The sequence below is a fragment of the Pseudofrankia asymbiotica genome, from assembly GCF_001983105.1.
In the GTDB taxonomy this organism is placed as follows: Bacteria; Actinomycetota; Actinomycetes; order Frankiales; family Frankiaceae; genus Pseudofrankia; species Pseudofrankia asymbiotica.
This window is the reverse complement of sequence record NZ_MOMC01000053.1, coordinates 42,641-65,441: the sequence shown is the minus strand read 5'-3', so window position 1 is coordinate 65,441 and position 22,801 is coordinate 42,641. Positions and strand designations below refer to the sequence as shown.

Below are 22,801 nucleotides of genomic sequence, written 5' to 3'. Positions count from 1 at the left end.
TCAGGCGGCGCTGGTGTTGGCGCCCGCTTCGGCGTCGTCGACGAGGAGCGGGCGGGGCGGGCGCGCGGGGCGGGTCATCTTCGACGGGTGCAGGACGCGCTCGGTGATCCGGGCGACGAGGCCCCGGGGCAGGAAGCGCGGGGCGTTGGCCGACAGCCGGTACTGCCAGCCGTCGATCACATGGGGCCTGCCGCGCCGCAGGCCGCGGAAGGCGGTGGCGACGACCTCCTCCGGTGTGCGCATCCGCCCGCCGGTGGCCACCTGGTAGCCGAGGTCGTCGAAGAAGTCCGTCTCGGTCTGCGCCGGGCACAGCGCCAGGATCCGTACGCCGCTGGCGCGGTACTCCGCCCACAGCGCGGTGGTGAACGACAGCACGAACGCCTTCGCCGCCCCGTAGACGGCCATGTGCGGCACGGCCTGGAACCCCTGCACCGAGCTCAGGTTGATCAGCGTGCCGCGCCCGCGCTCGAGCATGCCGGGCAGGAACAGGTGGGTCATCCGCTCGACGGCGGAGCACAGCAGCATGACCTCGCGGTGGTTCTGCTCCATGTCGAGCGTGTGGTAGTTGCCGTGGACACCGAAGCCGGCGTTGTTGACCAGTACGTCGATCGTGAGATCGAGCTCGGCGACCCGCGCGGCCAGCTTGTCCGGCCCCTCCTCGAACGCGAGATCGATCCCGATCTCGTGGACGGTGACCGGGTGGCGCGCGCGCAGCCAGGCCGCCGCCGTGGCCAGCTTCTCGTTCGGCAGCGCGGCGATCACGATGTCCGCCCCGCGGTGGGCGAACCCGGCCGCGAGCGCGAGCCCGATCCCCGAAGAGGCGCCCGTGACCAGAGCCGTCTGACCCCGAAAATCATCCATAAGATCACCAGCCGCCGCGCCGATCCGACAATTCACATTGGATCGTAGGCTTACTGGATTGCTCGCCGAAAGCGGCCAGTCGGTTAGTCGACAGCGGAGGGCCGGCGATTTTGCCCCGCGCGAAACCTGACGGAACTGCCTGGTCAGGGCCAGCGTGAACCCTGACGGAAGTGCCTGGTCGGGTCCGCGTGGACCCTGACGGAAGTGCCTGGTGTGGGCCGGGCCGAATTGGCCCGGCGCGCTTCGACGTCAGTTGTCGAGCAGCTCGCGCAGCGCCTTGCGGTCGGTCTTGAGGACGCCGGTGAGCGGCAGCGAGTCGACGATCCTGATCTCGCGCGGGTACTTCACCGCGGAGATCCGCTCGCGCGCGAACGCCACCAGGTCCGCCGGCGTCACCGTCGCGCCGGGGGCGAGCTGGACGAACGCCACGGCCTCCTCGCCGTGCGCCGGGTCCGGCCGGCCGACGACGCCGCAGGCGACCACGTCCGGGTGCGTGAGCAGCGCGTCCTCGATGTCGCGCGGGTAGATGTTGAAGCCGTTGCGGATGATCACATCCTTGATCCGGTCGACGACGTAGAGGTAGCCGTCCTCGTCGAGCCGGCCGACGTCGCCGGTGTGCAGCCAGCCGCCGCGCAKGGCGCGCGCGGTCTCCTCCGGCGCGTTCCAGTAGCCGGTCATCAGCGACGGCCCGCGCAGGCAGATCTCGCCGGTCTCGCCCGTCGCCGCCTCCGCCCCGTCGGCCAGCTCGATGCGCACCTCGACGCCGGCCGCCGGCCGCCCGACGCTGCCCAGCCGCACGGCGCCGCCCGGCGTCGACGTGGCGATCGCCGCCACCTCCGTGCAGCCGTAGCCCTCGGACAGCGTGGCGTGCGGCAGCCTTCGCGCCCATTCCAGCGAGATCTCGCGAGGCAGCGGGGCGCTGCCGCTGACGACCCTGCGCAGGCTGCTGGTGTCGTACTCCTCGACCGGCGTCTCGAGCAGCATCCGGACCATCGACGGCACCAGCGCGCTCGACTGGACGCCGTGCCGGGCGACGAGCGTCAGCCAGCCGACCGGGTCGAACCAGCGCATCAGCACCGCCGTGGACGGCCCGGCCGCGTGCAGTCCCATGACGCTGATGGTGAGCCCGTAGACGTGCGAGAGCGGGAGCGGCGACAGGCCCACCGGTGGCAGGCCGTCGTCAGCGGAGTCCCGCTGCCGGGAAAGATGGGCGGCCCAGGCGGCGGCCGACAGCGCGTCGTGGCTGAGCACGACGCCCTTGGAGCGACCGGTCGTGCCGCCGGTGTACAGCAGCGCGGCCATCTCGGCGGACGAGGTGTCCACCAGCGGTGCCTCGTCGCCCTTCTCGAGCTCGGCGAGGTCGAGCACCGGCGGCACCCGGCCGGGCTCCCCGCCCCCTTGGCCACTCGTCTCCGCGGCGGTGCCGGCGGTGCCATTGGCGAGCACGACCGCCGTCACCGTGGGGACGCCCGTGRCGGCGCCGAGCACCTTCGCCAGGAACTCCGGTGTCGTGATGACGAGCCGGGCGCCGCTGTCCTCGAGMACATGGCGCAGCTCCGGTTCGCCGATCAGGAACAGCACCGGGGCTACGACGCCGCTCGCGCGCCAGACCGCGTTGTAGGAGATCCCCACCTCGGGGCAGTTCGCCATGCACACGACCACCCGGTCGCCGGGCCGCAGACCCGCGGTGATCAGCCCGCTGGCGAACCGGTTGGACCGGCTCGCCAGCACCGAGCCCGTCCAGCGCTGGTCCTCGAACACGAGCAACGTGCTGTCGCCCACCCGCTCGCGGGCGAGCTCGGCCAGCACCGCCAGGTTGCTACCGGTCGCCGCGGCCACTCTCGTCGCCACCATGTGCACCCCTTTGACAGCCGTCGCCGCGCCGACGCCTCCGGGCGCCCTTGGGCGGTGGGTGACTTGCGCCACATGCCCGTATTCGACATGCTGCACCCGGTGCCGCTTTGGTGCCACACTTGCCACCCGCGGGCCTGGCCGGAACCAGCCGCGCCGGGCTCCGTCGGTTCCCAGTCTCGCGTCTCGCGGGCCACGCCGACAGACATCCACGGCCTCGGATGCCCAGCCACGCGGCGCCCCGCGACGCCGCCTGAGCGACCAGTAGGCGCGACTTAACCACAGCTGGCGACAGCGCATCGACGCAGTGCCAGCCCAGCCACGTCGTCAGCCCGGTCCAAGCCCCACCACCGTTCCTATGCCAGGGCCCGGCACCACGCCGGGAGGGCGCTCAGCGCCCGACACGGGGCAAGCGCGTCCAGTGCCCCGCCCCGACCACAGCGGTCCGGTGCCGAGGCCGGCGTCGCGCGCCCTGGCGACCGCCTCCGCGCGATCGGCGACCTGGAGCTTGGTGAAGACGTTCGAGACGTGGTTGCGGATCGTCTTGTCGGAAAGGTGTAGCCGGCGTGCGATGGCGGGGTTCGTCAGGCCGCGGGCGACCAGGTCCAGGATCTCCCGCTCCCGGTCGGTGAGCTCGGGGAACGGAGCGAGCGGTGCCCGCCCGCCGTTGGCGAACCAGGCGAGCACCCGGCTCGCGATCGCGGCGCTGAAGACGACCTCGCCGGCGGCGACGGCGCGCAGCGCGCGGGCTATGTACGGCAGCCGCAACGCCCTCGCCACGGCGGCGGCGAGCTCGGGGAGCACCCCACGGCTCACCGCGTCGGCGTCCTCGGCGGCTCGAAGCCGGGCACCGACGAGGCTCAGCACCGTGTGCGGGTCGTGCTCGCCGCCGAACACCAGCCTGTTCGCCTGGGCGCGCAGCCGGCGTGCGAGCGGCTCGGTGAACACCGCGACCAGCGCCGTCGCCACCAGCGGCGCCCCGGTGGTCCGGCCGAGCAGGATGCCGCCGACACCGACGCAGGCCGCGTAGCAGGCGCCGATGGCGGCGGTGAGCGTGCCGTAGGCGAGCGCGCGGCTCACCACCAGGTCGACGTCCCACATCTGGTAGCGCAGGACGGCGACCAGGCAGGCGACCGGCAGCGGCAGCATCGCGAGCGCCGTGAGGACCGGGCCCAGCCAGAATCCGGCGACGAAGAGCACCACCGACGCGGCGAGCCCGAGCAGCACCCAGCGAACCTGCCGCCGCTGCCGCTCGGCCGCGGCACCGCTGGCGGAGGTGCTGGCGGTGGAGGCTGGGCGGTCGGCATCGCTGGGGTGGTCGGCGCTGGCGGGGCGCCCGCGGCCGCGGCGCCAGAGGGACCACAGGGCCGCCAGCCCCGCGGCGAGCACGGGCCGCCATCGCCGCGACGGCAGGCTCCCGCCGGGAAGCAGCAGCGGCAGCACGCTGACCGTGCCGATCACGGCGACCATCCAGGTGGCGTTGCCCACCCACATCGCGGCCCTGGCCGGCGTCGACGTGCTGGCCGGCGTGACCGCCAGCTCGTACACCAGCCAGCCAGGCCCGGCGAGCGCGAGCGCGTGCGCCAGCCCGAACGTGAGCAGCAGCCAGCCGACCGGCAGCCGTGGCCGCCGGGCGGCGAGCCACCCGCCGAGCAGCCCGTATCCGAGCGCGGCGACCGCGCTGGCCAGCCACCAGGCCATCACCTCGTCGGCGCCTGGCGCGTCCCAGGCGGCGAGCCGCAGCCAGACGCCGAGCGCGACGACCGTGACCGTGGTCGCGGTCCCGGCCCCAGCGAGCGCCAGCACGATCCGTCCACCTCTCACAGGACGATCGTGGCCGAGCCCGGGGGAGGTGTCACGGGACGCGATGTCCCGACCTGCGCGGTGGGCCTCGCCCGCCGGGCGTCAAAAAGCCTGGGTGCCGGGGCGCGAACCGTCGTCCGCGTCCCGGCACCCAGGCCGAGTGCTCCGGTGCCGTCGTGCTGGCCGTGCAAGGTCAGTGCCAGCCGCTGTGCCGGTCGTGGCGGTGTGGCGGTCGAGACGTCAGGAGCGGCTGCTGCGGGCCATCTTGATGGTCTTCTCGAGCTGGTCGCGGTCGACCTCGGCCACCCGGCCGTTGCTGGAGACCGTCGGGATGTGGCCGCCGTTGAGGACCAGGTCGGTGGTGTGCCGCAGGCCCATGTCCTTCTGCTCGACGTCGAGGATCGCCTCCTCGACGCGGTAGAGCTTCTCGACCTGGGCGACCCGCGCCTCGACCTGCGCGGCCACCACGCGCAGCCGCCGCTCCGCCTTGGCGAGGTGACGCTCGAGGCGCCGGTCCCGCCAGTTCGGCATCGGGTCGTCGCGCTCGGTCGGGTCGTGCAGGTAGAGCTCGACGCCGACGCTGATGAGCGGGATCAGGCCCTGGAACACCGCCATGAGCGACCCGTACTGGTCGTCGCTGCCGCCGCTCATCCGCACCCCGATGCTGACGATCAGCATGACGATGAAGATCATCCCGGTCAGGGTGAGCGCCATCGCGGAGGACCGCGAGTCGACCAGCTGCGGCCGGATCTCGGGGTCGATGATCAAAGTGCCCTTGTCCGCCGCGGCCAGGAACTGGCGCTGCGCTTTGGAGAGGATCCGGGCCTTGATGGCGTGCGCGAGCACGAACCCGATGGCGAAGATGGCGAGACCGAGGACGCCGCCGACGAACCACTCGACCGAGTAGTTCGCGACGTTGGTGACCGTCGCCATGGCGAGCGCGAACACGTAGAAGTCGAGGATGGCGAGCACGGTCAGCACGACGGCGCGGGCGCCGCTGCTCAGGTGCAGCTGGGGAATGCGTTCCTGGATACCGACGCTACGCCACAGGCGGCCCTGTTCGATCTTGTGGCGCATGAGCTCGGACTGCCGTTCGCGCCGCTCCGCCCGAGCGTCGATCTCGGTGCGCAGCTCGGCGATCTCCTCTTCGAGGGAGCGCGCGTCGGCCCGGGTCGCGGCCCGGATCTCCTGAACCTCCGCGTCCTCAAGGGTCTTGAGGACCTTGGGACGGGTCTCGGCGCCGGCCAGCGCGATGTCGGCGTCCCCGACCCGGCGGATCAGCTGCTTAGCCAGTTTCCCCGGCTGGTTACCCCTGCGCAGCACCTGGGTCTCGCTTTCCGTATCTCTTCGTGCCTGTGTCGATGTGGTTCAGGGCCGGGGCGTCTGTCCTGGCCGGTGTGCGGGGCCGGCGGGGGACCTCGGCCTGGACGGGAACTACCTGAGTCGGTCGTCGAGCGGGCATGCGCATCAGCCGGGCGTCGCCGCCGTCAGTCGATCGGTCGGGAGTAGCTGCCGGCGAGGAAGCACAGCATCGCGAAGATGGCCCCGATGATCGGGGCGATGGCCGTCTCGCTGCCGGAACCCTCATCGCCGTTCGCGAAGACCGCGATGAAGACCAGCGCGGACAGGCCCACGAACGCCGCGACCGCGCCGATCATGAAGCGGCGCTGGATGGTGTCGCGCGGCGGGAGCTCGGAGAGCGCGTCGATCGGCGCGATGAGGCCCGCCCGGGCGCGGTTGCCGATGCGCCGACGGACGTCACGAAGCCGGAAGGTGTTGCCGGACAGGAAGAAGCCGATCGCCGTTACGAAGATCGAACCACTGACGGAGACCCGGATGGACGACGAGGACGGCATCGTGAGCCACAGGAAGCCGACGACCAGCACCATCGAGAGGCCACAGATGAAGATGACGACGGTGGACCGCATGAGTGCCGGCGCGTAGTGCTGGTCTCGGGCCTCGCTGAAGGCGCTGCCGCGGGCCTTTTTCCCGCGCGCCATCGTCTGCGTGGACGCGATGAACGACCCGTCCGGATTGGTGGCCGATTCATTCACGGGCCTGGTCTGATGATCGTAAATGCTCATACCGGTGCCTCCGGTCCATGACCCTCAGGGATGAGGCCTCCGGCGGCGTACAGGCGGCGTGGCAGCGCGCCTGCTGCTGGCTGGGTGGCCCTGGTGCGTGCGTAGCCCGTGGCGGCCGGTTTGGTCCCGCCGACGGCAAGGCCGCGTGGCATCACCCAAGCGGGTGAAACCACGCGGCTCACGGTGGCCGCCGGGCGGCTAGCTGCAGTCATTGCTCAACCGCCGACATAGCTCGCCCCTGAGATAGCGMGCGAGATCCTGCTGGGGTGGCGTCAGGTCGCCCTGGTTACCGCCGATGAATCTGATCTTGGTGTCCTTGACGGCGGTGATCTGTGACGTGGCGAAGCACCGTTCGACGATGCCCTCCGCCACGMCCACGGTCGCCTGCTTGTTGTCGAGGTTCATGCAGTCGCCCTGCTCACCCGTGCCCATGAGGTCGCTCCAGACCAGGACGGTGATGTCGCTGATCTTCACGTCCGGGGTGTTGCGCAGGGACTGGATGTCGTCGTTCACGGCACCGAGAAGGCTTGTGACGCTGCCGGTCGTGCTGACCGGGGTCTCCTGCACGGCCTCGCTGATCTGCTTCTGCAGCGCGGTGCTGCCCGCGTCCCGGTCCTTGGTCTGCCGATTCGAGTTCGCCCGCTTGACCAGGTACGGCTTGTCCGCGGAGAAACAGGAGAATGTCATGGTCCCGGCGCTGGCCCCGCCACTCGAGATCATCTTGACGTACGAGCCCTTGGCGAGCGCGGTGTCGACATATGGCCGCAGCGCCGTCGCGACCTGCTGGCCTGTGGCCGCCGAGTTCTTCGACAGGTCGAGCAGGATGAGCAGGAGCGGCATCGCCTTGTCGGACTTCTTCTTCTCCTGGTAGCTGGCGCAGTCGCCGGGCTTTTTGCCGAGGAGGCTGTTGAGATCACAGCCGGACAGCGCCGGGATCAGAACCAGCAGGCCGACGACGGCCAGCGCAAGGCGGCGGAGGGGTCGGGCGTTCTCGGTGTTCACTTGAGGACGATCTCCACCTTGCGGCGGGTGGAGTCCGGCGCGCCATCCTGCGCGCCCTCTTCACCCTTCGGGACAACCTGAAGGACCGAGCCGTCGATGCCGTCCTCTACCAGTACGGCCTTCACCGCCTCGCCGCGGCGCCTGGACAGTTCCAGGTTCGCGTCGGTGGCGCCGAGGCCGTCGGTGTACCCGACGATCTGGATCTTTCCCGCGTGCTCGCGCAGAGTGGGCACGAGCTCGGCGAGGGCCTGGCTTGCCTCTGGAACCAACTTGTCGCTGCCGACGTCGAACAGGTAGTCCGAGCTGACCGTCGTCACCGAGCTGCCGTCGGACTGCCTGATGAACTTGCCGATCGGTGGCAGCTCGTTGGGGACGATGGTTGGCTTTGCTCGGGCGCCCGCCGCCGCCGGGGTGAAGGTCGCGTCATCGCCGCTGCTGGAGCAACCGGCAGCCGTGGCGACAAGCGCGCCAGCAGCCAGGATGACCGCGGCACGTAGGCGAATCACCGGGATGAGCCGCATCGTGGGCGATTCCTCCCGGTAGTGAGGTTGGCGTGGTACACAGTCAGCCCCTTACGGCGAACGCGGGGCCAAACATAACGGGGCAAGCCGGATCGGCCTGCGGCAGGCCGGCTCGTTGTTCTCCAAGTGGGGCGGAAGCGTGCGGCGTTGTCGAATGGGTCACTCGTGGGTCGAGTGGTGCCAGTGCGACTCTTCGCCATCAACCACCTTAGTCGGGCACTTGGGGCGACCGTTCGTGAGGAGCCCGCATCCTGGGTGACCTGGCACGACGCTGTGCGGTGGGCAGCGGTGATCCCGCGTGACATGACCATGGCCGCGCCGGGCGCCCCGCGCCGCTGCGCGGCCTACCGATCGGTCCCGCCGCCGGGACCTTGGGCCTTGTTCGATCGCCAAAAGCCTGGGACGCCGGGCCGCTCACCCGGCGGTGCCGAGCCCGGGGCGACCGGGGTCACCGGGTCACCGCGGTCTGGCGGTGACGAAGATCGCGGTGGAGGGAAGGTAGTGGCCGCGGACGGGACCCCACTGGCCCCAGACCTCGTGGTTGTCCTCCGGCCACTCCGGCTCGACGACGTCGAGCAGCRTGAGCCCGGCCGCCACGATCTCGCGGACCCGGTCGCCCATGGTCCGGTGCGTCTCGACGTAGGCCGGCTGGCCCGACCCGTCGCGCTCCAGGTAGGCGCGCCGGTCGAAGTAGCTCTGGATGACCCGCATCCCCGCCTCGTCCGGCTCGTCCGGCAGGCACCAGATCATCGGGTGGTTGGTGGWGAACACCCAGCGCCCGCCGGGCCGCAGCACCCGGGCGACCTCGCGCATCACCGCCCCGCTGTCCGCGACGAACGGCACCGCGCCGAACGCCGAGCAGGCGAGGTCGACCGACTCGGAGGCGATGGGCAGCGCGGCCGCGTCGGCCTGGGCGAGCGGCACCGGGATCCCGGTACGCCGGCCGAGCTCGACGCCGTGGGCGAGCTGGCCCGCGGAGATGTCCACGCCGACGACGTGGGCGCCGTGCGCGGCGAGCCAGCGGGCGCACTGCGCCGCCCCGCAGCCGACCTCGAGTACCCGGCGTCCCGCCACGTCGCCGAGCAGGCGGACCTGGGACTCGCGCAGCCCCTCCGGGCACCAGCAGAAGTCGACGTCGCCGAGGAACGCGCCGTGCTCGCGCTGGTAGGCGCTCGCCTCGTCCTCCCAGTAGCGCCGGCTCGCGGTCCGCGCCGTCGCCTCGTCGACCGCCTCGTAYCGCACCAGCGCCGCGTCACTCACCAGCCCAGTCTCCCGCGCGCCCGCCGGAGACCCACCAGCAGGCTCGATGCCGCCTGCCCGCCTGSCCTGCCCGCCTGCCCGCCTGCCCGACGCCCCGCCGTCCGCCGGTCGGCTGGGCCGTCAGGCCTGCATGACGGCCGCGCCGATGACGGCGCGGTCGCCGGCCACGCTGACCGGGGTGTAGACGACCTCGGCGCCGCCCTCGGTGTCGAGGTACCGGCCGCGTCGGCTCTCGCAGACGAGCCGGGCACGGCCCTCCAGCGAGCCGACGCGTACCTCGTGGTCCACGGGCCCGAAGGGCCCCGTGCCGGACAGGCCCGACCCGGTCGCGGCCGGGGTCGCGTAGATCCGGACGACGGCACCCGGCGCCGTCGTCCAGCGCAGCGCGGTGCCGCCGAGGGTCGCCCTGCTCTCGAGGTCGGTCACGGGACGCGGGCGGGGCACCGCGGTGATGGTCACCTCGGCGCAGCTTGACGGGTCGAACATGGCGCTGGCGACGGGCGGGGCCACCCAGACGCGATAACGGTAGGTCGCGAAGGCCTGGACGTCGGTGTCGAGGTACTGGCCGCCGGAGCCGCGGAACCGGCGCATCGCCCCGTGGAGGGACGACGACTCGTCGAAGATCCGTTCGATGACGACCTCGTTGTGGCCGGGGATCGGCCGCCAGGACAGCGCCACCGTGTCGTCGACGAGGTCGGCGCGCAGCGCCGTCACCCTGGGCACCAGGATGCGGGGCACGCTGCTGACCGGGGTCGACGCGGCCGGCGACAGCTCCTGGCTGGTACCGCCACCGCCGCCCGAGTGCCCGGTCGCGTCGCGGAACGTCGCGACGACCTGGTGGCGGAAGGGCACACCCTTGGGCACGCCGGCGTCGAACAGCTCGGTGACCGCGGTGGTGCCCAGCCCGCGGGAGCGCCAGCCCCCAGGGGCGGCCGGGTCGGCGATCAGCCGGAACACCCGGTAGACGACGCCGGGCGTGGGCGACGGCGCCCAGCGCAGCGCGATCGCGCCGTCCTCCTCGAGGGCGGTGAGCTCCGCGGGCGGCCTGGGCCGGCTTCCCGCCGGCTGGGAGCGAGCGCTGTCGGCCCGGGAGGTGCTGTCGGCCCGGGCGGTGTCGACTCGGGCGTCCCGGCTGGTCTCCCGAGGCCCCGCTGATCCGGTGGGAACCGGGGTACCGGCCGCGGGGCGGACGGTCTCGCCGGCTGGGCGTCCCGTTCCCACCTGCCCGGGCTCCGGCCGGCCCGTAGCGGGCGGATCCGTGACCGGGAGCCCGTCGGTATCCGGCCGGCTGGGCGGGACGTCGACGGTCGTGCCGCGGACGCGGCGCGGGGCGGTGGCCGTCGCGTCGACGTCSACGTAGCTCGGGTCGACGGCGCGGATCGCGTCGAGGAAGATCTGCCGAGCGGCGGCGGGGCGCATCCGCGTCTTCGGGTCCTTCTCCAGCAGGCCGAGCAGCGCGGCGGTGATCGGCCCCGCGTTCCGCGGCTGTGGCGCCGGGGCGAGCACGATCGCCGCGAGCATCGCGCTGAAGCTTTCCCGCGCGAACGGCGCCTGACCTTCCACAGCGAAGTAAAGGGTGCCGCCGAGACTGAATAGATCGGATTCCAACGTCGCTGGCTCGTTGTTCAGCCGTTCCGGAGCCATGTAAAGCGGGGTACCGATAACACCGGTCACGGTGAGTGTCGGATCGCCGTCGCCGGTCGCGATCCCGAAGTCGGTGAGGACGACCCGGCCGTCATGCGCCATCAGCACGTTCGACGGCTTGACGTCGCGGTGGATGACACCGAACCGTCCCGCGGCCGAGAGCGCGTCCACCATCGCGAGGCCGACGCGGGCGACCTCGGCCGGCGGCAGGGGCCCGTCCTGGCGGACGACGTCGAACAGCGACCGCGACGCCACCAGCTCCATGACGATCCAGGGCAGGCCGTMCTCCAGCACGACGTCGAGGATCGTCACGACGTGCGGGTGCGCGCGCAGCTTCGCGGCGTGCTTGGCCTCGCGCAGCGAGCGCTCGACCCGGTCGGCGCGTTCCTCGTCGGGCACGCCGCCGGCGAACTCGATCTCCTTGAGCGCCACCTCGGCCTCGAGGAGCTTGTCGTAGGCACGCCAGACGGTCCCCATCGCGCCCGCACCCAGCGGAGCGAGAAGCCGGTAGCGTCCCGCCACTACCCGGACTGCGGCTGGACCGGCCGTCACGTCACCCCCATAACGCCGTTGGGACGTGTGCCGCCGCGGGCGCGGAGGGCGAGCATTTCCCCGCCCCTCCGGCCCGAACGGGCATTCCCRCCGCCATTCCATCATCCCGGACGGCAATCTGGGCAGCCGTCTCGAACAGCTTCTCGCGTCTACTCTGGCCGGTCGTCAGCACCCATCCCAGCTCTGTCGGCATACCGACTCGCGCCTACAGAATGAATCCGTATCGTCACTCAAAGACACCATTCGCCGTGCGCCGCCGGTACGCCCTTTGACCGTCCGAGTCACCGTAAGCCCGCCGCGAGATGGAAGGGACTGCCTCAGGGCTGAAAGGTCTCGGCCCAGAGCGCGACGTCGCCGGGCTCGTCGACCGGGCGGTGGCCGGTGAGGCCGCTTACCAGCTCGACCAGCGCGGCCCGGTTGCGCGCCGGGCCGACGAGGACGGCGTCGGGGTGCAGCGCCGCGTACGCCGCACGCAGGCCCGGCAGTGCCAGCGCCTCGGCGGGGGTCAGCGTGCCCGCCTCCACGCTCAGCACGGCGGTGGTCAGCGGGCTCGCGGCGCCGTGGAACTGCGCCCCGCCGTTCGGCGCTGGCACGGTGCAGTAGCAGCCCGCCAGCCTGAACCGGTAGCCGGCGTGCGCCTGCCAGAGCATCGCGGCCGGTATGTCCGGCCGCGGGTAGGGCGCCACCAGCACCGTGGAGCCGCGCGGGATCACGTCCACCGCCGCCGTCGTGAAGAACTCCGGCGCCCGCATCTCGCGGGCGTGCAGCGACGCCGGGGCGAGCGGTAGCAGCGCGACGGCGGTCAGCACCGCCGCGCCCGCGCGCCGCGGCGACGGCCGGAAGCGGAGCTGCTCCAGCCAGATCGCGAGCGCCAGCCCCGCGAACATCGTCAGGTAGAGCGACAGCCGGGACGGCAGCGCGCTGCCCAGCAACGGCATCCCCTCGACGGCGGCCCACGGCAGCGGGACACGCGTGATCCGGCCGTCGACGTGCAGATGCCCGCCGAGCGAGAGCAGCGCGACGAGGAGGAACAGTGGGATGAGGACCCGGACGAGCGGATCCCGGCGCAGCCGGACGGCGAGGACCGCGAGCAGCACCAGCAGGGGGACGCCGAGGTAGCCGCTGACCTCCACGGCGTTGCCGGTGAACCCGAGGCTGTGGACGAGCGCCCGGCCCGGCGCCAGCCACTGCATCGGCGTCGGCACGGCGAAGGTGAACAGGTCGGCGACCGCGACATCGTGCGGCTGGATCGCGCCGCTGACCCGGTGCGGCCCGAAGAACTGCACCGCCAGCGGCCAGGCGAGCAGCACGGCGGCGACGAGCGCGCACCAGCCCAGCATCCGCGCGACCTGGCCGGCCTTCGCCAGCGCCGACGACGGGTGATAGGCGGCCAGGATCAGCAGGCCCAGCGTGCCCACCAGCGCGGACGTCGCCAGCAGCTCCTCGCTGATGAGCGCCTGCGCGGCGACGGCGAGGCCGAGCGGCAGCCCCGTGCGCCGCGGGCTTCGGCCGCGGACGAGCAGGTCGTGCAACAGCGCGAGCAGCAGCGGCGGGAACGGGGCGAACGTCAGGTGCAGGTGGCCGAGGGAGGCGCCGACCATGTACGGGCTGAAGCCGTAGAGCAGGCCCGCGACCGCCGCCGGCCCGGTTCCCACCCAGCGGCGGGCCACGCCGTACATCGCGATCGCCGACACGRCCGGGGCGAGCGTGAGCAGGGTGTTCAGCGCGGCCACCGGGCCGGCCAGCAGCGTCACCGGGGCGATGAGGACACCGAGCAGCACCACCGGGGTGCTCCACAGGATGCTGACGCCGTCCGGCGCGTTGATCAGGTCGGTCAGGAACGGGTTCATCCCGTGACYGATGGCGTGCGGGACCCAGCCGATGTACCAGGTGAACAGCGTCGCGTCCGAGACGCCGTAGCCGCGGCCGCCCGGGTCCCCCCACAGCGAGCGCAGCATCAGCACGGCCAGCGCGCAGTAGGCGACGGACAGCGACAGCCAGGGCGGCACTCGTCGCGGTGACCGGCGGCGATGCCCGGGCCCAGCCCGCCGGCGCCCCGTCAAGCCGGGGAAGCGACTGCCAGGCTCGGACGCCGATGAACCTGGCGACAACGGCGACGTCGGTGACAACGGTGACAACGGCTCGGCGGACGTCGGCCTGGGGGCCTCCGCCGGGCCGGCGGTGCCCGAGGGGGCGCGCGCCTCGCGGGTGGAGGAGATCGGACGCTCGTCGGTGGCGGACATATCACCCCTAGACCGGCCCAGCGAGGCCACGCGCGCGTCGTCACCCACGACGCGTCGCCCGGAACTTTACCGGTAATGGGGGATTGGTCGCTTTCGGTAACCCTGTCGCTTGGGCAGGTTCTGGCCCGGCATGGCCATGGACGTTGCCGGTGCCGTGCCGTGCCGGTGCCGTGCCGGTGCCGTGCCGCGGTCGGGACCGCTTTAGGCGGCCGCGGAGGAGGGGTCCGAGTGYCACTCCGAGACCAGGGCGCGCCATTCGCGGTAGCGGGCCAGCTGGTAGGTGGGGGCGACGACACCGGCGGAGTCGAGGACGGCGACGGGGAAGCCGAGCTCGGCGCGGTAGCCGCGCTGGCCGACTATGACTCGCCCGCCGAGCCGGACGACGCCGACGACGATCGGTAGCGACGTCCAGCGGGGGTGCGGTGCCGCTGCCAGCTCCGCGGGGTTGCGCCAGGCATATAGCCCGCAACCGCACTCCGCGTCCGGGATGGGGCCTGAGCCGGTCCCGTCGCGCTCGTCTGGCGGCCCGTCGCGCTCGTCTGGCGGCCTGGCGTGCTCACCGCGCGGCTCGTCGTGCTCGCCCGTCGGCTCGTCGTGCTCTCCAGGTGGACCGTCGTGCGGGCCGCGCAGGCAGTGGGCGCGGGTGAGGCCGTCCGGTCGCCACAGCAGCAGCTCGGGCGGATGGGGCGTCCAGGGCGTCCAGGCCGGCCGGAGCAGCCCGGCGCGGTCGACGGCCCACTGCCGCCAGCCCAGCAGGCTCATCGCCCGCGGGTGCCCGCCGTCGCCCCGGCCGGGACGGGTTCCGCCGGCTCGAGCGGTTCGGCCGGCACGGTCAGCGGCTCCTGATCCGGCCAGGAGATCGGCTCGTCCTCGACGATGCGTTCCGGCTTGCCGATGTCACCCATGCATCCAGGGTCGGTCCCCGCCGGTGGTCGGTCAATCGCCTTCCCCCATCGATCCCGCATGTCCATCGACATCTCTCACCCGTCCATGGGTCCGGGGCGGGGGGTCCGGGGCGGACCGATCGGCTCCGCCCGCGGGGCGACCGAGGGCACCGGGTGAGTGCGGCTGAGGGTGAGACGTAGTGCTCGTCCGCGTCAAAAATTGCTCGAAACATGTTCCCTGCGTGCTCTGGCGTTTGGAGGCGTCGGGCGGTTGTGTGTGAGCTTCATGTTCTACATCGTGATGGAACATAATGTGCCGTTACTGGATAGTTGAAGTCGTTTCCGCAATGACCCGCCTGTGCTATATCTAGCCGTCGGCCATGGTTAATAAGAAACAGGAAAATGGCGGAGGTCCTGCGTGACGGCGACGTCGAGACCGGCGGCTCCGGAGGTCACGCGCCCGCGGGTGTGGGTACCACCAACCACCGCGGACGAGGTGGACGCGAACGTTCTCGAGCGGTTCATTTCGTCGCTCGCCAGTGTGCCGATGAAGTGGCACTTCGCTCACACAGAGGAACTCTCACCTTTGGTGAGATTGACYGCTGGTCGGATGATCTGGCCAACCGGCTGCTGGATCGCGCCAGCACGACAACGGATGCCTCCCGCCCGGTCGCGCTGCTTTTCGGGCACGACCCGGCCGCCGTTGTCGCGATGATCGGCATTCTCAAGACGGGTCGGCCATTTGTGCCGCTTGACGCGTACCTGCCGGCCGAGCGAATGGCCAGGATCCTCGAGCTGGCCGGCGCCGGCCTGTGCGTGTGCGCGGGCCCGTCCGCCGGGCCCACCGTCGGTGGCGCCGGCGGCCTGGCCGACGGGTCGGACGCGGCGCCCGACCCGGCCAGCCTGCTTCCCTCCTGGGTCGAGCCGTTCCCGATCGGCGAGCGCCCCGGCGCCGGGTACGAGGCCCAGGCCGCCCGCACGCCCGACGGCCTTGACGATCTCGACGGCCCCGGCGATCGCGGCGATCTCGACGCGGTCGCCACCGCCGCGCGGCCGGCGGCCCGCGCGCCCCGCCGGCGGGGCCATGACCCGGCGATGCTGATCTTCACATCCGGCTCCACCGGGGTCCCGAAGGGCGTGGTGTGGAACCACGCCACCTTCCTGTTCCACCACCAGCTCTTCCAGGACGCCGTCGGCTTCGGCCCGGACGACCGCCAGGTGCTGCTGCTCCCGTACAGCTTCATCTCCGGGATGAGCATCATCGTCCGGAGCCTGCTGGGCGGGGCGACGCTGTCGATGTACGACCCCAGGGCCCACGGGATGCGCGACCTGCCGGCCTGGTTACACGAGGAACGCCCGACCTTCCTGTGCGCCACCCCGTCGCTGCTGCGCAACGTCGTCGCGGCGCTCGCCCACGGCGAGGTGCTCGACGGGCTGCGCTACGCGCAGGCGGTCGGCGAGGCGCTCTACGCCCGTGACGTCCACCTGCTGCGCCCCCACCTGCCGGCCGACGCACGGATCATCACCACCTACGGCTCCTCGGAGTCGGGCCTCACCGCGCTCGGCCTGATAGCGCGCGACGACGAGGTCCCCGACGGCGGCGTCGTCCCGGCCGGCCGGGTGCTGCCGGGCAAGGAGGTCCGGCTGCTGCGGGAGGACGGCTCCCAGGTAACGCCGCCGGGGACGGGGGCCGCCGGTCCGGCGGGCGCGGGCGAGGCCGGCGAGGTCGTGATCTACTGCCCCTACCTGGCCGGCGGGTACTGGCGCGACGAGGAGCAGACGGCGACGCGGTTCGGCGTCGGCCCGGACGGCGTCGCCTTCTACCGGAGCGGCGACATGGGCCGGCTCGGGCCCGACGGCCTGCTGCGGATCACCGGACGCCTCGACGGCATGGTCAAGATCCGCGGCTACCTGGTCGAACCGATCGAGATCGAGTCCACGCTGCTCGCCACCCGCGAGGTGACCGACGCCGTCGTGACGGCGGACCGGAGCGTCGACCCGCCCCGGCTGGTCGCCTACGTCGTGCCGTCGCCGGACAGCCTGCCGTCCGCGGCGGTGATCCGCCGGCTGCTGCGCTCCCGGCTGCCCTCGTACATGGTGCCGGCGACGATCGTCACGCTGGCCGCCCTGCCACGCACCGAGCGCGGCAAGGTCGACCGGATGGCGCTGCCGCCGGCGCCGCCGATGCTGGCCGGCGACCCGCCGCGCGACGACTGGGAGGAGGCCGTCGCGAACATCTGGTCGCGGGTGCTCGACCTGGACACGGTCGGCATCCACGACGACTTCACCGAGCTCGGCGGCGACTCCCTGGCCGCGCAGGACCTCGCCGCCCGGCTGGCGAGCGAGCTGGGCGTGCGGCTGCCGACCTCGGCGCTCGCGCAGGTGCCGACCGTCGCCGAGCTCACCGCGCTCGTCTCGCGCTCGTCCGCCGGCGTCGACACGCTGCGCCACCCCGACGTGATGCCGCTGCGCACCGGCGGCCCCGGGACGCCGCTGTTCTGCTTCGCCGGTGCGGGCGGCCTCGCGATCGCGATGCTCGGGCTCGCGGCGAACTTCCACGGCGAGCGCCCGGTCTACGGGCTGCAGGCGCACGGGCTCGAGCACCGTGGCGTCCCCGACTGGTCGGTCAGGGCGATCGCGCGGCGGCACGCCCGTCACATCCGGCTGCTGCAGCCCGCCGGCCCCTACCTGCTGCTCGGGCACTCCTTCGGCGGCCTGGTCGCGTTCGAGGCGGCGCACCAGCTGCGGGCCGCCGGGGAGGAGGTCGCGCTGCTGACCATCGTCGACAGCGCCCCGCCCGGCCGGATGCGCCTGTCCAGGGGCGGGGCGCTCGTGCCGTCGAAACGGCCCAGAGCCGCCGCCGGCGAGTGGACCGGGCCGGTCTTCGACGGCAGCCCCTCGCACCAGCCGCGCGAGGGTACGAGCGGCCCGGCGGACGCGCTGCGGGTCGTCGCGGACCGGGCCGGCCAGTTCGCGCGGCTTCCGCTGACCGGTGTCGTCCGCTTCCCCGGCATGCGCCAGTACGACGCCTTCTTCAACCAGGGCCGCGTCCTCACCGTGGCCTACCGGCCGCGGCCCTGGACCGGCCGCGCGCTGCTGTGGCAGGCCTCCCAGGAGGCGGCCGACGGCGGCCTGCGCCCGGTGGACGGGCTGTGGGCACCTCTTCTCCCCAGCCGGGCCGCGGTCGCGCGCACGGTCCTCGGTAACCACGACAACGTGCTGCGCGAGCCGCTCATCGGCCAGCTCGCCGCCGACATCCGCGAGCAGCTCGCCCAGATCGACGCCGTGGAATAGCGCGCTTCCCGGGCGGCTTGCCGACCTAGTGTGGGTCGGACGCCGCGAATCGGCGCCGAACGGTCTGACGGGACCCAGCAGCTCGATGGGTTCTTTGAGGTTTGGTGGGGTCGGGATCCCCGCTGATCCGCCAAGTGGGGCCGGGGCCCCCGCCGATCTGCCAAGTGGTCGGACTGCGCCGGATGTACGGATCGGCGGTGGGACGGAACCTGGCGGATCGGTGGGGAAGCAGTGGATCGGTGGGGAAGCAGGGATCGGTGGGAAAGCATATGAAGGTGCGGATCGGGGTTGGGTTCGCCGGGGCGCCGGGGGACGAGCTGTCCGGGCTGGTCAAGCGGATCGCCCAGCTGGGCATCGACTCGCTGTGGCTGTCCGAGCAGCTCTCGTCGCGCACCGTGGACCCGATGATGGGGATGGCCTGGGCGCTGGCGCGCACGAACCGGCTCAAGGTCGGCACCGGTGTCGCCGTGCTGCCCGGCCGCAACCCCGTGGTGTTCGCCAAGCAGGTCGCCTCGCTCGCCGCGCTCGCGCCCGGCCGCGTGCTGCCGGTCGTCGGGCTGGGGCCGGCGCGCGCCTCCGAGCGCAGCGCCTTCCCGGTGCCGCCGGGCCGCCGCGGCGAGGTCTTCGACGAGGCGCTGACGGTGGTGCGCCGGCTCCTCGCCGAGGAGTCCGTCACCCATCAGGGCGAGTTCTTCCATCTGGACGCCATCGGGATCGGCGAGCTGCCGGCCCGCCCGCTCGACCTGTGGCTCGGGGGCGCCGCCCCGGCGGCGCTGCGCCGGATCGGCCGGCTCGGCGACGGCTGGCTCGCGAGCCTCGTCACCCCGGCCGACGCGACGGAGGGCATCGAGGTCATCAACGCGACGGCGGCCGAGGCGGGCCGAGCCGTCGATCAGGAGCACTTCGGGCTGAGCCTGCGGGTCGCCTTCGGCGAGATCCCACCGGCGCAGCTGGCCGGCATCCGGGCGCGGCGCCCGGACGTCGACCCCGGCGTGCTCATCCCGGTCGGCTGGGACGCCGCCCGCGCGTCCATCGCCGACTACGTCGCCGCCGGTGTCAGCAAGTTCGTGATCTACCCCATGATTCGGCCCGAGGGCCTGCCCACCTTCCTGGATGACTTCGCCCGCGAGCTCATGCCGCTGCAGACCTAGCCGCCGCCCGCGGACTCAGGTGATGGAGAAGCCGCCGTCGACGGTGAGGACCTGGCCGGTGACGAAGCCGCCGGCGTCGCTGGCGAGGAAGATCAGCGCCGCGGCCAGCTCCTCGGGGTCGCCGGTGCGGCCCAGGAGCCGTCGGGGCGCCTGGGCCTCCAGGTAGCCAGGCGAGTACTGCTCGGTCATCTCGCTGGCGAAGAAGCCGGGGGCGAGCGCGTTCACCCGGATGCCCTTGCGGGTGCCCCACTGCTGCGCCAGGTCCCTGGTCAGGCCGAACAGGCCCGACTTGCTGGCGGAGTACGCCGCCTGCGGCAGGCCCGCGGTCGTGATGCCGAGGACGCTGGAGATGTTGACGATGCTGCTGCCCGGCTTCATGACCCGGCCGCAGGCCTGCGCCATCCAGTAGCAGGCGTTCAGGTTCAGATCGACGACGGAGCGGAACTCCTCGGGGGTCTCCCGGGTGGCCGGCACGGCGGTGCCGATCCCGGCGTTGTTCACGAGGATGTCCACCCGGCCGAACTCGGCCATCGCCGCGGCGACGAGCGCCTGGCAGTCGGCCGGCTCGGTGACGTCGGTCCGTACCGCGACGGCCCGCTGGCCGGCGCCCTCCACGAGTGCCTTCGTCTCCTTGAGCCGGTCCTCCCGGCGGGCCCCGAGGGCGACGTCCGCGCCCGCCTCGGCGAGCGCCTTCGCGAACGCGACCCCGAGGCCGGCGGACGCCCCGGTGACGATGGCGACCCGCCCATCCAACCGAAATCGATCGAGCACGCTCATACGCTTCCCCACCGATCTCTGCTTCCCCACCGATCTGCCATGCACCGGCTGAACGCGATTCTGCACGTTTCGCCCTGCCCGTGTCGGCAGCAGATCGGCGGGGACCCCTCGCCTGGCTGCTGGTAAAGGAATTCATGGGGTTGCTGGGCGGGAGGCCTGATCGGCGGGGAGCCCTCCCGCTTCCTTACCGATCTGCCAGGTCCGGGGGAGATCCCCTCGGTACGTTCCGCGTGTCTCGTCTCAAAGGCAGATCTGCGGGGACCCCTCCTGCTACCCCACCGATCTGCCAGGTCCGGGAGTGATCTTTTCTGTGCGTTCCGCCCTTTCCGGGCTCGATGGCAGATCGGCGGGGACCCCTCGCCCGGCTGCTGGTTCTAGCGGAGGATGCCGGTGTGGCCGAGGGAGTAGCGGCCGGGCTGGGGCCATACGGACAGGCCGTGCGGGGCCGGCGCCTACCGGGATGCGGGCCAGCAGCCCGCCGTCCTTGGTGGAGATCGCGTAGACCTCGCGGTTGTAGCGGCCAGAGAGCCACAGCACGTCGCCGTTGACCGAGACGCCGCCCATGTCCGGGCTGCCGCCGGGGATCTCCCAGCGGTCGACGATCTTTCTGGTGGCGAAGTCGATGAGCGAGATCGTCCCCTCCCCGCGGTTGGAGACGTACAGCACCTTGGCGTCACGGCTCGGGTAGAGGCCGTGGGCGCCCTTTCCGGTCGGCATGAACTCGATCTGGCGGAAGCTCTCACCGTCGATCAGGTGGACGCCGTTCTGGTCCATGTCCGCGACATAGAAGACCTCGCCCTGAGGGTCGAGCTTGATGTCCTGCGGCATCCCGCCGATCGTGAGGTAGCCGAGCACCCGCTGGTTCTTCCAGTCGACCTTGACCAGCTTCCCGGAGAACTCGCAGGTGGCGATCAGGTAGCTTTCGTCGGCCGAGTAGTCGATGTGATCGACGCCGGGACAKGCCACCGGCAGCTGGCGGTGGAGCTTCCAGGTGCGCGCGTCGTAGAAGTCCAGCCGCTGCTCGGCCTCGGCGACGACGATCGCGTACGCCCCATCCGGGGTGAAGTACATGTTGTACGGGTCGGCGACGGGAATGTTCGGGCCCCTGACCTTTCCGGTGACCGGGTCGATCGGCGTGAGGCTGTCGCCGGTGTTGTTCGTGGCGTACAGCGTCGACAGGTCCCACGACGGCACGACGTGCTGCGGCTTGGCGCCCGTCGTGAACTCGTCGATGACCTTGAACGTCTTCGGGTCGATGACCGTCACCGAGTCGCCGTCGCTGTTCGGCACGTAGACGAGCGAGCGCTGGCCGGCGACCCTGGGGCTCAGGTCGCCCGCGCCGGTGTGGGCGTAGACGCCGCGCCCGCCGCCCGCCGCGGTCCCGGCGGCGCCCGCGGCCGTCGTGGGCGCCAAGGTGCTCGCCGGCGGCATCGTCGCGCCGGCCGGCATGGTCATCGTGCCCATGTCGCCGCTGTCGGCGGCTTGGGTGACCGCGGCGGCACCGGGCTCGCCATCGCCCGCGCAGCCGCTCGCCGCGGTGGCGACGAGCGCCGCGATGACGAGCGCGGACCTCAATCGGAACACATCTTCCGCATACCGCTGACTACGCACAGTCGGTCAGCTTTGCCGTCTGCGGGCTCTCTGTCATGCGTCCGCGCCGTGTCGTGCGGTCGGCGCGCGCGGTCCCGGCCTCCCGGCCGCCGCCGATCATGGCGGACCTGCCGCCGGCGGCCGTCGTCGCGTCGCGAAAAGCACGGGCTCCTATACACCCGCGCGTCCGCCGGCGGTGGTAGGCAGGAAGGCATGGACCTTCGGATCTTTGTCGAGCCGCAGCAGGGCAACACCTATGCCCAGCAGCTGGGCGTCGCGCGGGCCACGGAGGAGGGTGGGTTCGACGCGTTCTTCCGCTCTGATCACTTCCTGCGGATCGGCGGCGGGGATCCGGGCCCTGGGCCCACGGACTCCTGGGTGACGCTCGCCGGGCTCGCCGTCCAGACCAGCCGCATCCGGCTGGGCACGATGCTGACCAGCGCCACGTTCCGCTACCCGGGCCCGCTCGCGATCTCCGTCGCGCAGGTCGACGAGATGAGCGGCGGGCGCGTCGAGCTCGGCCTCGGTGCCGGCTGGTTCGAGGCCGAGCACAAGGCGTACGCGATCCCCTTCCCACCTCTCGGCGAGCGGTTCGACCGGCTCGGCGAGCAGTTGGAGATCATCACTGGCCTGTGGGCGGCCCCGGCGGGCGAGACCTTCGGCTACGAGGGCCGGTACTACTCGGTCACCGACAGCCCGGGGCTGCCGAAGCCAGCCCAGCGGCCGCGGCCGCCGATCATCATCGGCGGGTTCGGGCCGGTGCGCACGCCGCGGCTGGCCGCCCGGTACGCCGACGAGTACAACGCCGCCTTCCAGCCCGTGGCGGAGGCCGCCCGCCTGTTCGACCAGACCAGGAAGGCCTGCGAGGAGATCGGCCGCGACCCGGGCAGCCTGAAGCGGTCGGTGGCGCTGACGACCTGCTGCGGGCGGGACGAGGCCGAGGTCACCCGCCGCGTCGAGGCGGTCGGCCGGCAGGTGCCGGAGCTGCGGGAGGGCGGCCTCGCCGGCACCCCGGCGGAGCTCATCGAGAAGATCGACGCCTACGCCAGGATCGGCGCCGACCGCGTCTACCTGCAGATCCTCGACATGGACGACCTCGACCACATCGCCCTACTGGCCGCCGAGGTCCTCCCGCACGTCTAGCGCGCCCAGGGTGATCGCCGGGTCCGTGTTGTCATCGTCGCGAATACGGCCAGATCGCGACGCTGGCAACACGCTAACGACGATCAAGGCCTGAACGTCGGCGGCCGCCGCGTCGGGAGGCAGAGGCCGCGCCGGGGAGCG

General features: G+C 72.3%; 17 protein-coding genes. 3 read left to right on the top strand and 14 right to left on the bottom strand.

What is annotated here, in order from left to right; genetic code table 11:
* From BL253_RS25985 to BL253_RS43025, 12 genes are all read right to left on the bottom strand, one after another.
* Positions 1 to 861, bottom strand: a complete 861-nt coding sequence (locus BL253_RS25985) for an SDR family NAD(P)-dependent oxidoreductase (protein WP_076819934.1) — start codon at positions 859 to 861, stop codon at positions 1 to 3.
* A gap of 249 nt (positions 862 to 1,110) precedes the next feature.
* On the bottom strand, positions 1,111 to 2,715 hold the full coding sequence (locus tag BL253_RS25980) for a class I adenylate-forming enzyme family protein (RefSeq protein ID WP_076819933.1): 1,605 nt from the start codon (positions 2,713 to 2,715) through the stop codon (positions 1,111 to 1,113).
* 324 nt (positions 2,716 to 3,039) lie between these two features.
* Positions 3,040 to 4,536, bottom strand: coding sequence for a helix-turn-helix transcriptional regulator (locus tag BL253_RS25975; RefSeq protein WP_241835131.1), 1,497 nt, complete (start codon positions 4,534 to 4,536; stop codon positions 3,040 to 3,042).
* 219 nt (positions 4,537 to 4,755) lie between these two features.
* A complete protein-coding gene (locus BL253_RS25970) occupies positions 4,756 to 5,838 on the bottom strand; it encodes a hypothetical protein (protein ID WP_076819932.1) in 1,083 nt (360 codons plus the stop codon).
* A gap of 164 nt (positions 5,839 to 6,002) precedes the next feature.
* Positions 6,003 to 6,599: a hypothetical protein gene (locus BL253_RS25965; protein WP_198946399.1), complete on the bottom strand. Its 597-nt coding sequence runs from the start codon at positions 6,597 to 6,599 to the stop codon at positions 6,003 to 6,005.
* A 198-nt stretch (positions 6,600 to 6,797) separates the two neighbouring features.
* Positions 6,798 to 7,601, bottom strand: a complete 804-nt coding sequence (locus tag BL253_RS25960; RefSeq protein WP_076819931.1) for a hypothetical protein — start codon at positions 7,599 to 7,601, stop codon at positions 6,798 to 6,800.
* Positions 7,598 to 8,122: an OmpA family protein gene (locus BL253_RS25955; protein WP_076819930.1), complete on the bottom strand. Its 525-nt coding sequence runs from the start codon at positions 8,120 to 8,122 to the stop codon at positions 7,598 to 7,600. The genes BL253_RS25960 and BL253_RS25955 overlap by 4 nt, the downstream gene beginning before the upstream one ends.
* A 456-nt stretch (positions 8,123 to 8,578) precedes the next feature.
* Entirely contained in the window at positions 8,579 to 9,382 is an 804-nt protein-coding gene (locus BL253_RS25950) for a class I SAM-dependent methyltransferase (protein WP_076819929.1), read from the bottom strand.
* Positions 9,383 to 9,502: 120 nt separating this feature from the next.
* A complete protein-coding gene (locus tag BL253_RS25945; RefSeq protein WP_420801719.1) occupies positions 9,503 to 11,578 on the bottom strand; it encodes a protein kinase domain-containing protein in 2,076 nt (691 codons plus the stop codon).
* A 317-nt stretch (positions 11,579 to 11,895) separates the two neighbouring features.
* A complete protein-coding gene (locus tag BL253_RS25940; protein WP_241835129.1) occupies positions 11,896 to 13,587 on the bottom strand; it encodes a hypothetical protein in 1,692 nt (563 codons plus the stop codon).
* A 435-nt stretch (positions 13,588 to 14,022) separates the two neighbouring features.
* On the bottom strand, positions 14,023 to 14,583 hold the full coding sequence (locus tag BL253_RS25935; RefSeq protein ID WP_076819926.1) for a hypothetical protein: 561 nt from the start codon (positions 14,581 to 14,583) through the stop codon (positions 14,023 to 14,025).
* Complete coding sequence (locus tag BL253_RS43025) at positions 14,580 to 14,726, bottom strand: hypothetical protein (RefSeq protein WP_198946398.1); 147 nt, start codon at positions 14,724 to 14,726, stop codon at positions 14,580 to 14,582. The genes BL253_RS25935 and BL253_RS43025 overlap by 4 nt, the downstream gene beginning before the upstream one ends.
* Positions 14,727 to 15,107: 381 nt before the next feature.
* Between BL253_RS43025 and BL253_RS25930 the strand changes: the two genes are divergently transcribed.
* Positions 15,108 to 17,999: a non-ribosomal peptide synthetase gene (locus tag BL253_RS25930; RefSeq protein ID WP_081438694.1), complete on the top strand. Its 2,892-nt coding sequence runs from the start codon at positions 15,108 to 15,110 to the stop codon at positions 17,997 to 17,999.
* A 269-nt stretch (positions 18,000 to 18,268) separates the two neighbouring features.
* A complete protein-coding gene (locus tag BL253_RS25925; protein WP_076819924.1) occupies positions 18,269 to 19,150 on the top strand; it encodes a TIGR03854 family LLM class F420-dependent oxidoreductase in 882 nt (293 codons plus the stop codon).
* A gap of 15 nt (positions 19,151 to 19,165) precedes the next feature.
* On the opposite strand, the gene BL253_RS25920 is transcribed toward BL253_RS25925, so the two are convergent.
* Positions 19,166 to 19,927, bottom strand: a complete 762-nt coding sequence (locus BL253_RS25920; RefSeq protein ID WP_076819923.1) for an SDR family NAD(P)-dependent oxidoreductase — start codon at positions 19,925 to 19,927, stop codon at positions 19,166 to 19,168.
* Between the two features lie 270 nt (positions 19,928 to 20,197).
* Complete coding sequence (locus tag BL253_RS25915; protein ID WP_241835128.1) at positions 20,198 to 21,502, bottom strand: YncE family protein; 1,305 nt, start codon at positions 21,500 to 21,502, stop codon at positions 20,198 to 20,200.
* A gap of 228 nt (positions 21,503 to 21,730) precedes the next feature.
* Here BL253_RS25915 and BL253_RS25910 point away from each other — a divergent pair, with 228 nt between their 5' ends.
* The gene (locus tag BL253_RS25910) at positions 21,731 to 22,660 is read left to right on the top strand and encodes an LLM class F420-dependent oxidoreductase (protein WP_076819922.1); all 930 of its coding nucleotides are present in this window, start codon (positions 21,731 to 21,733) and stop codon (positions 22,658 to 22,660) included.
* Positions 22,661 to 22,801 lie beyond the last annotated feature (141 nt).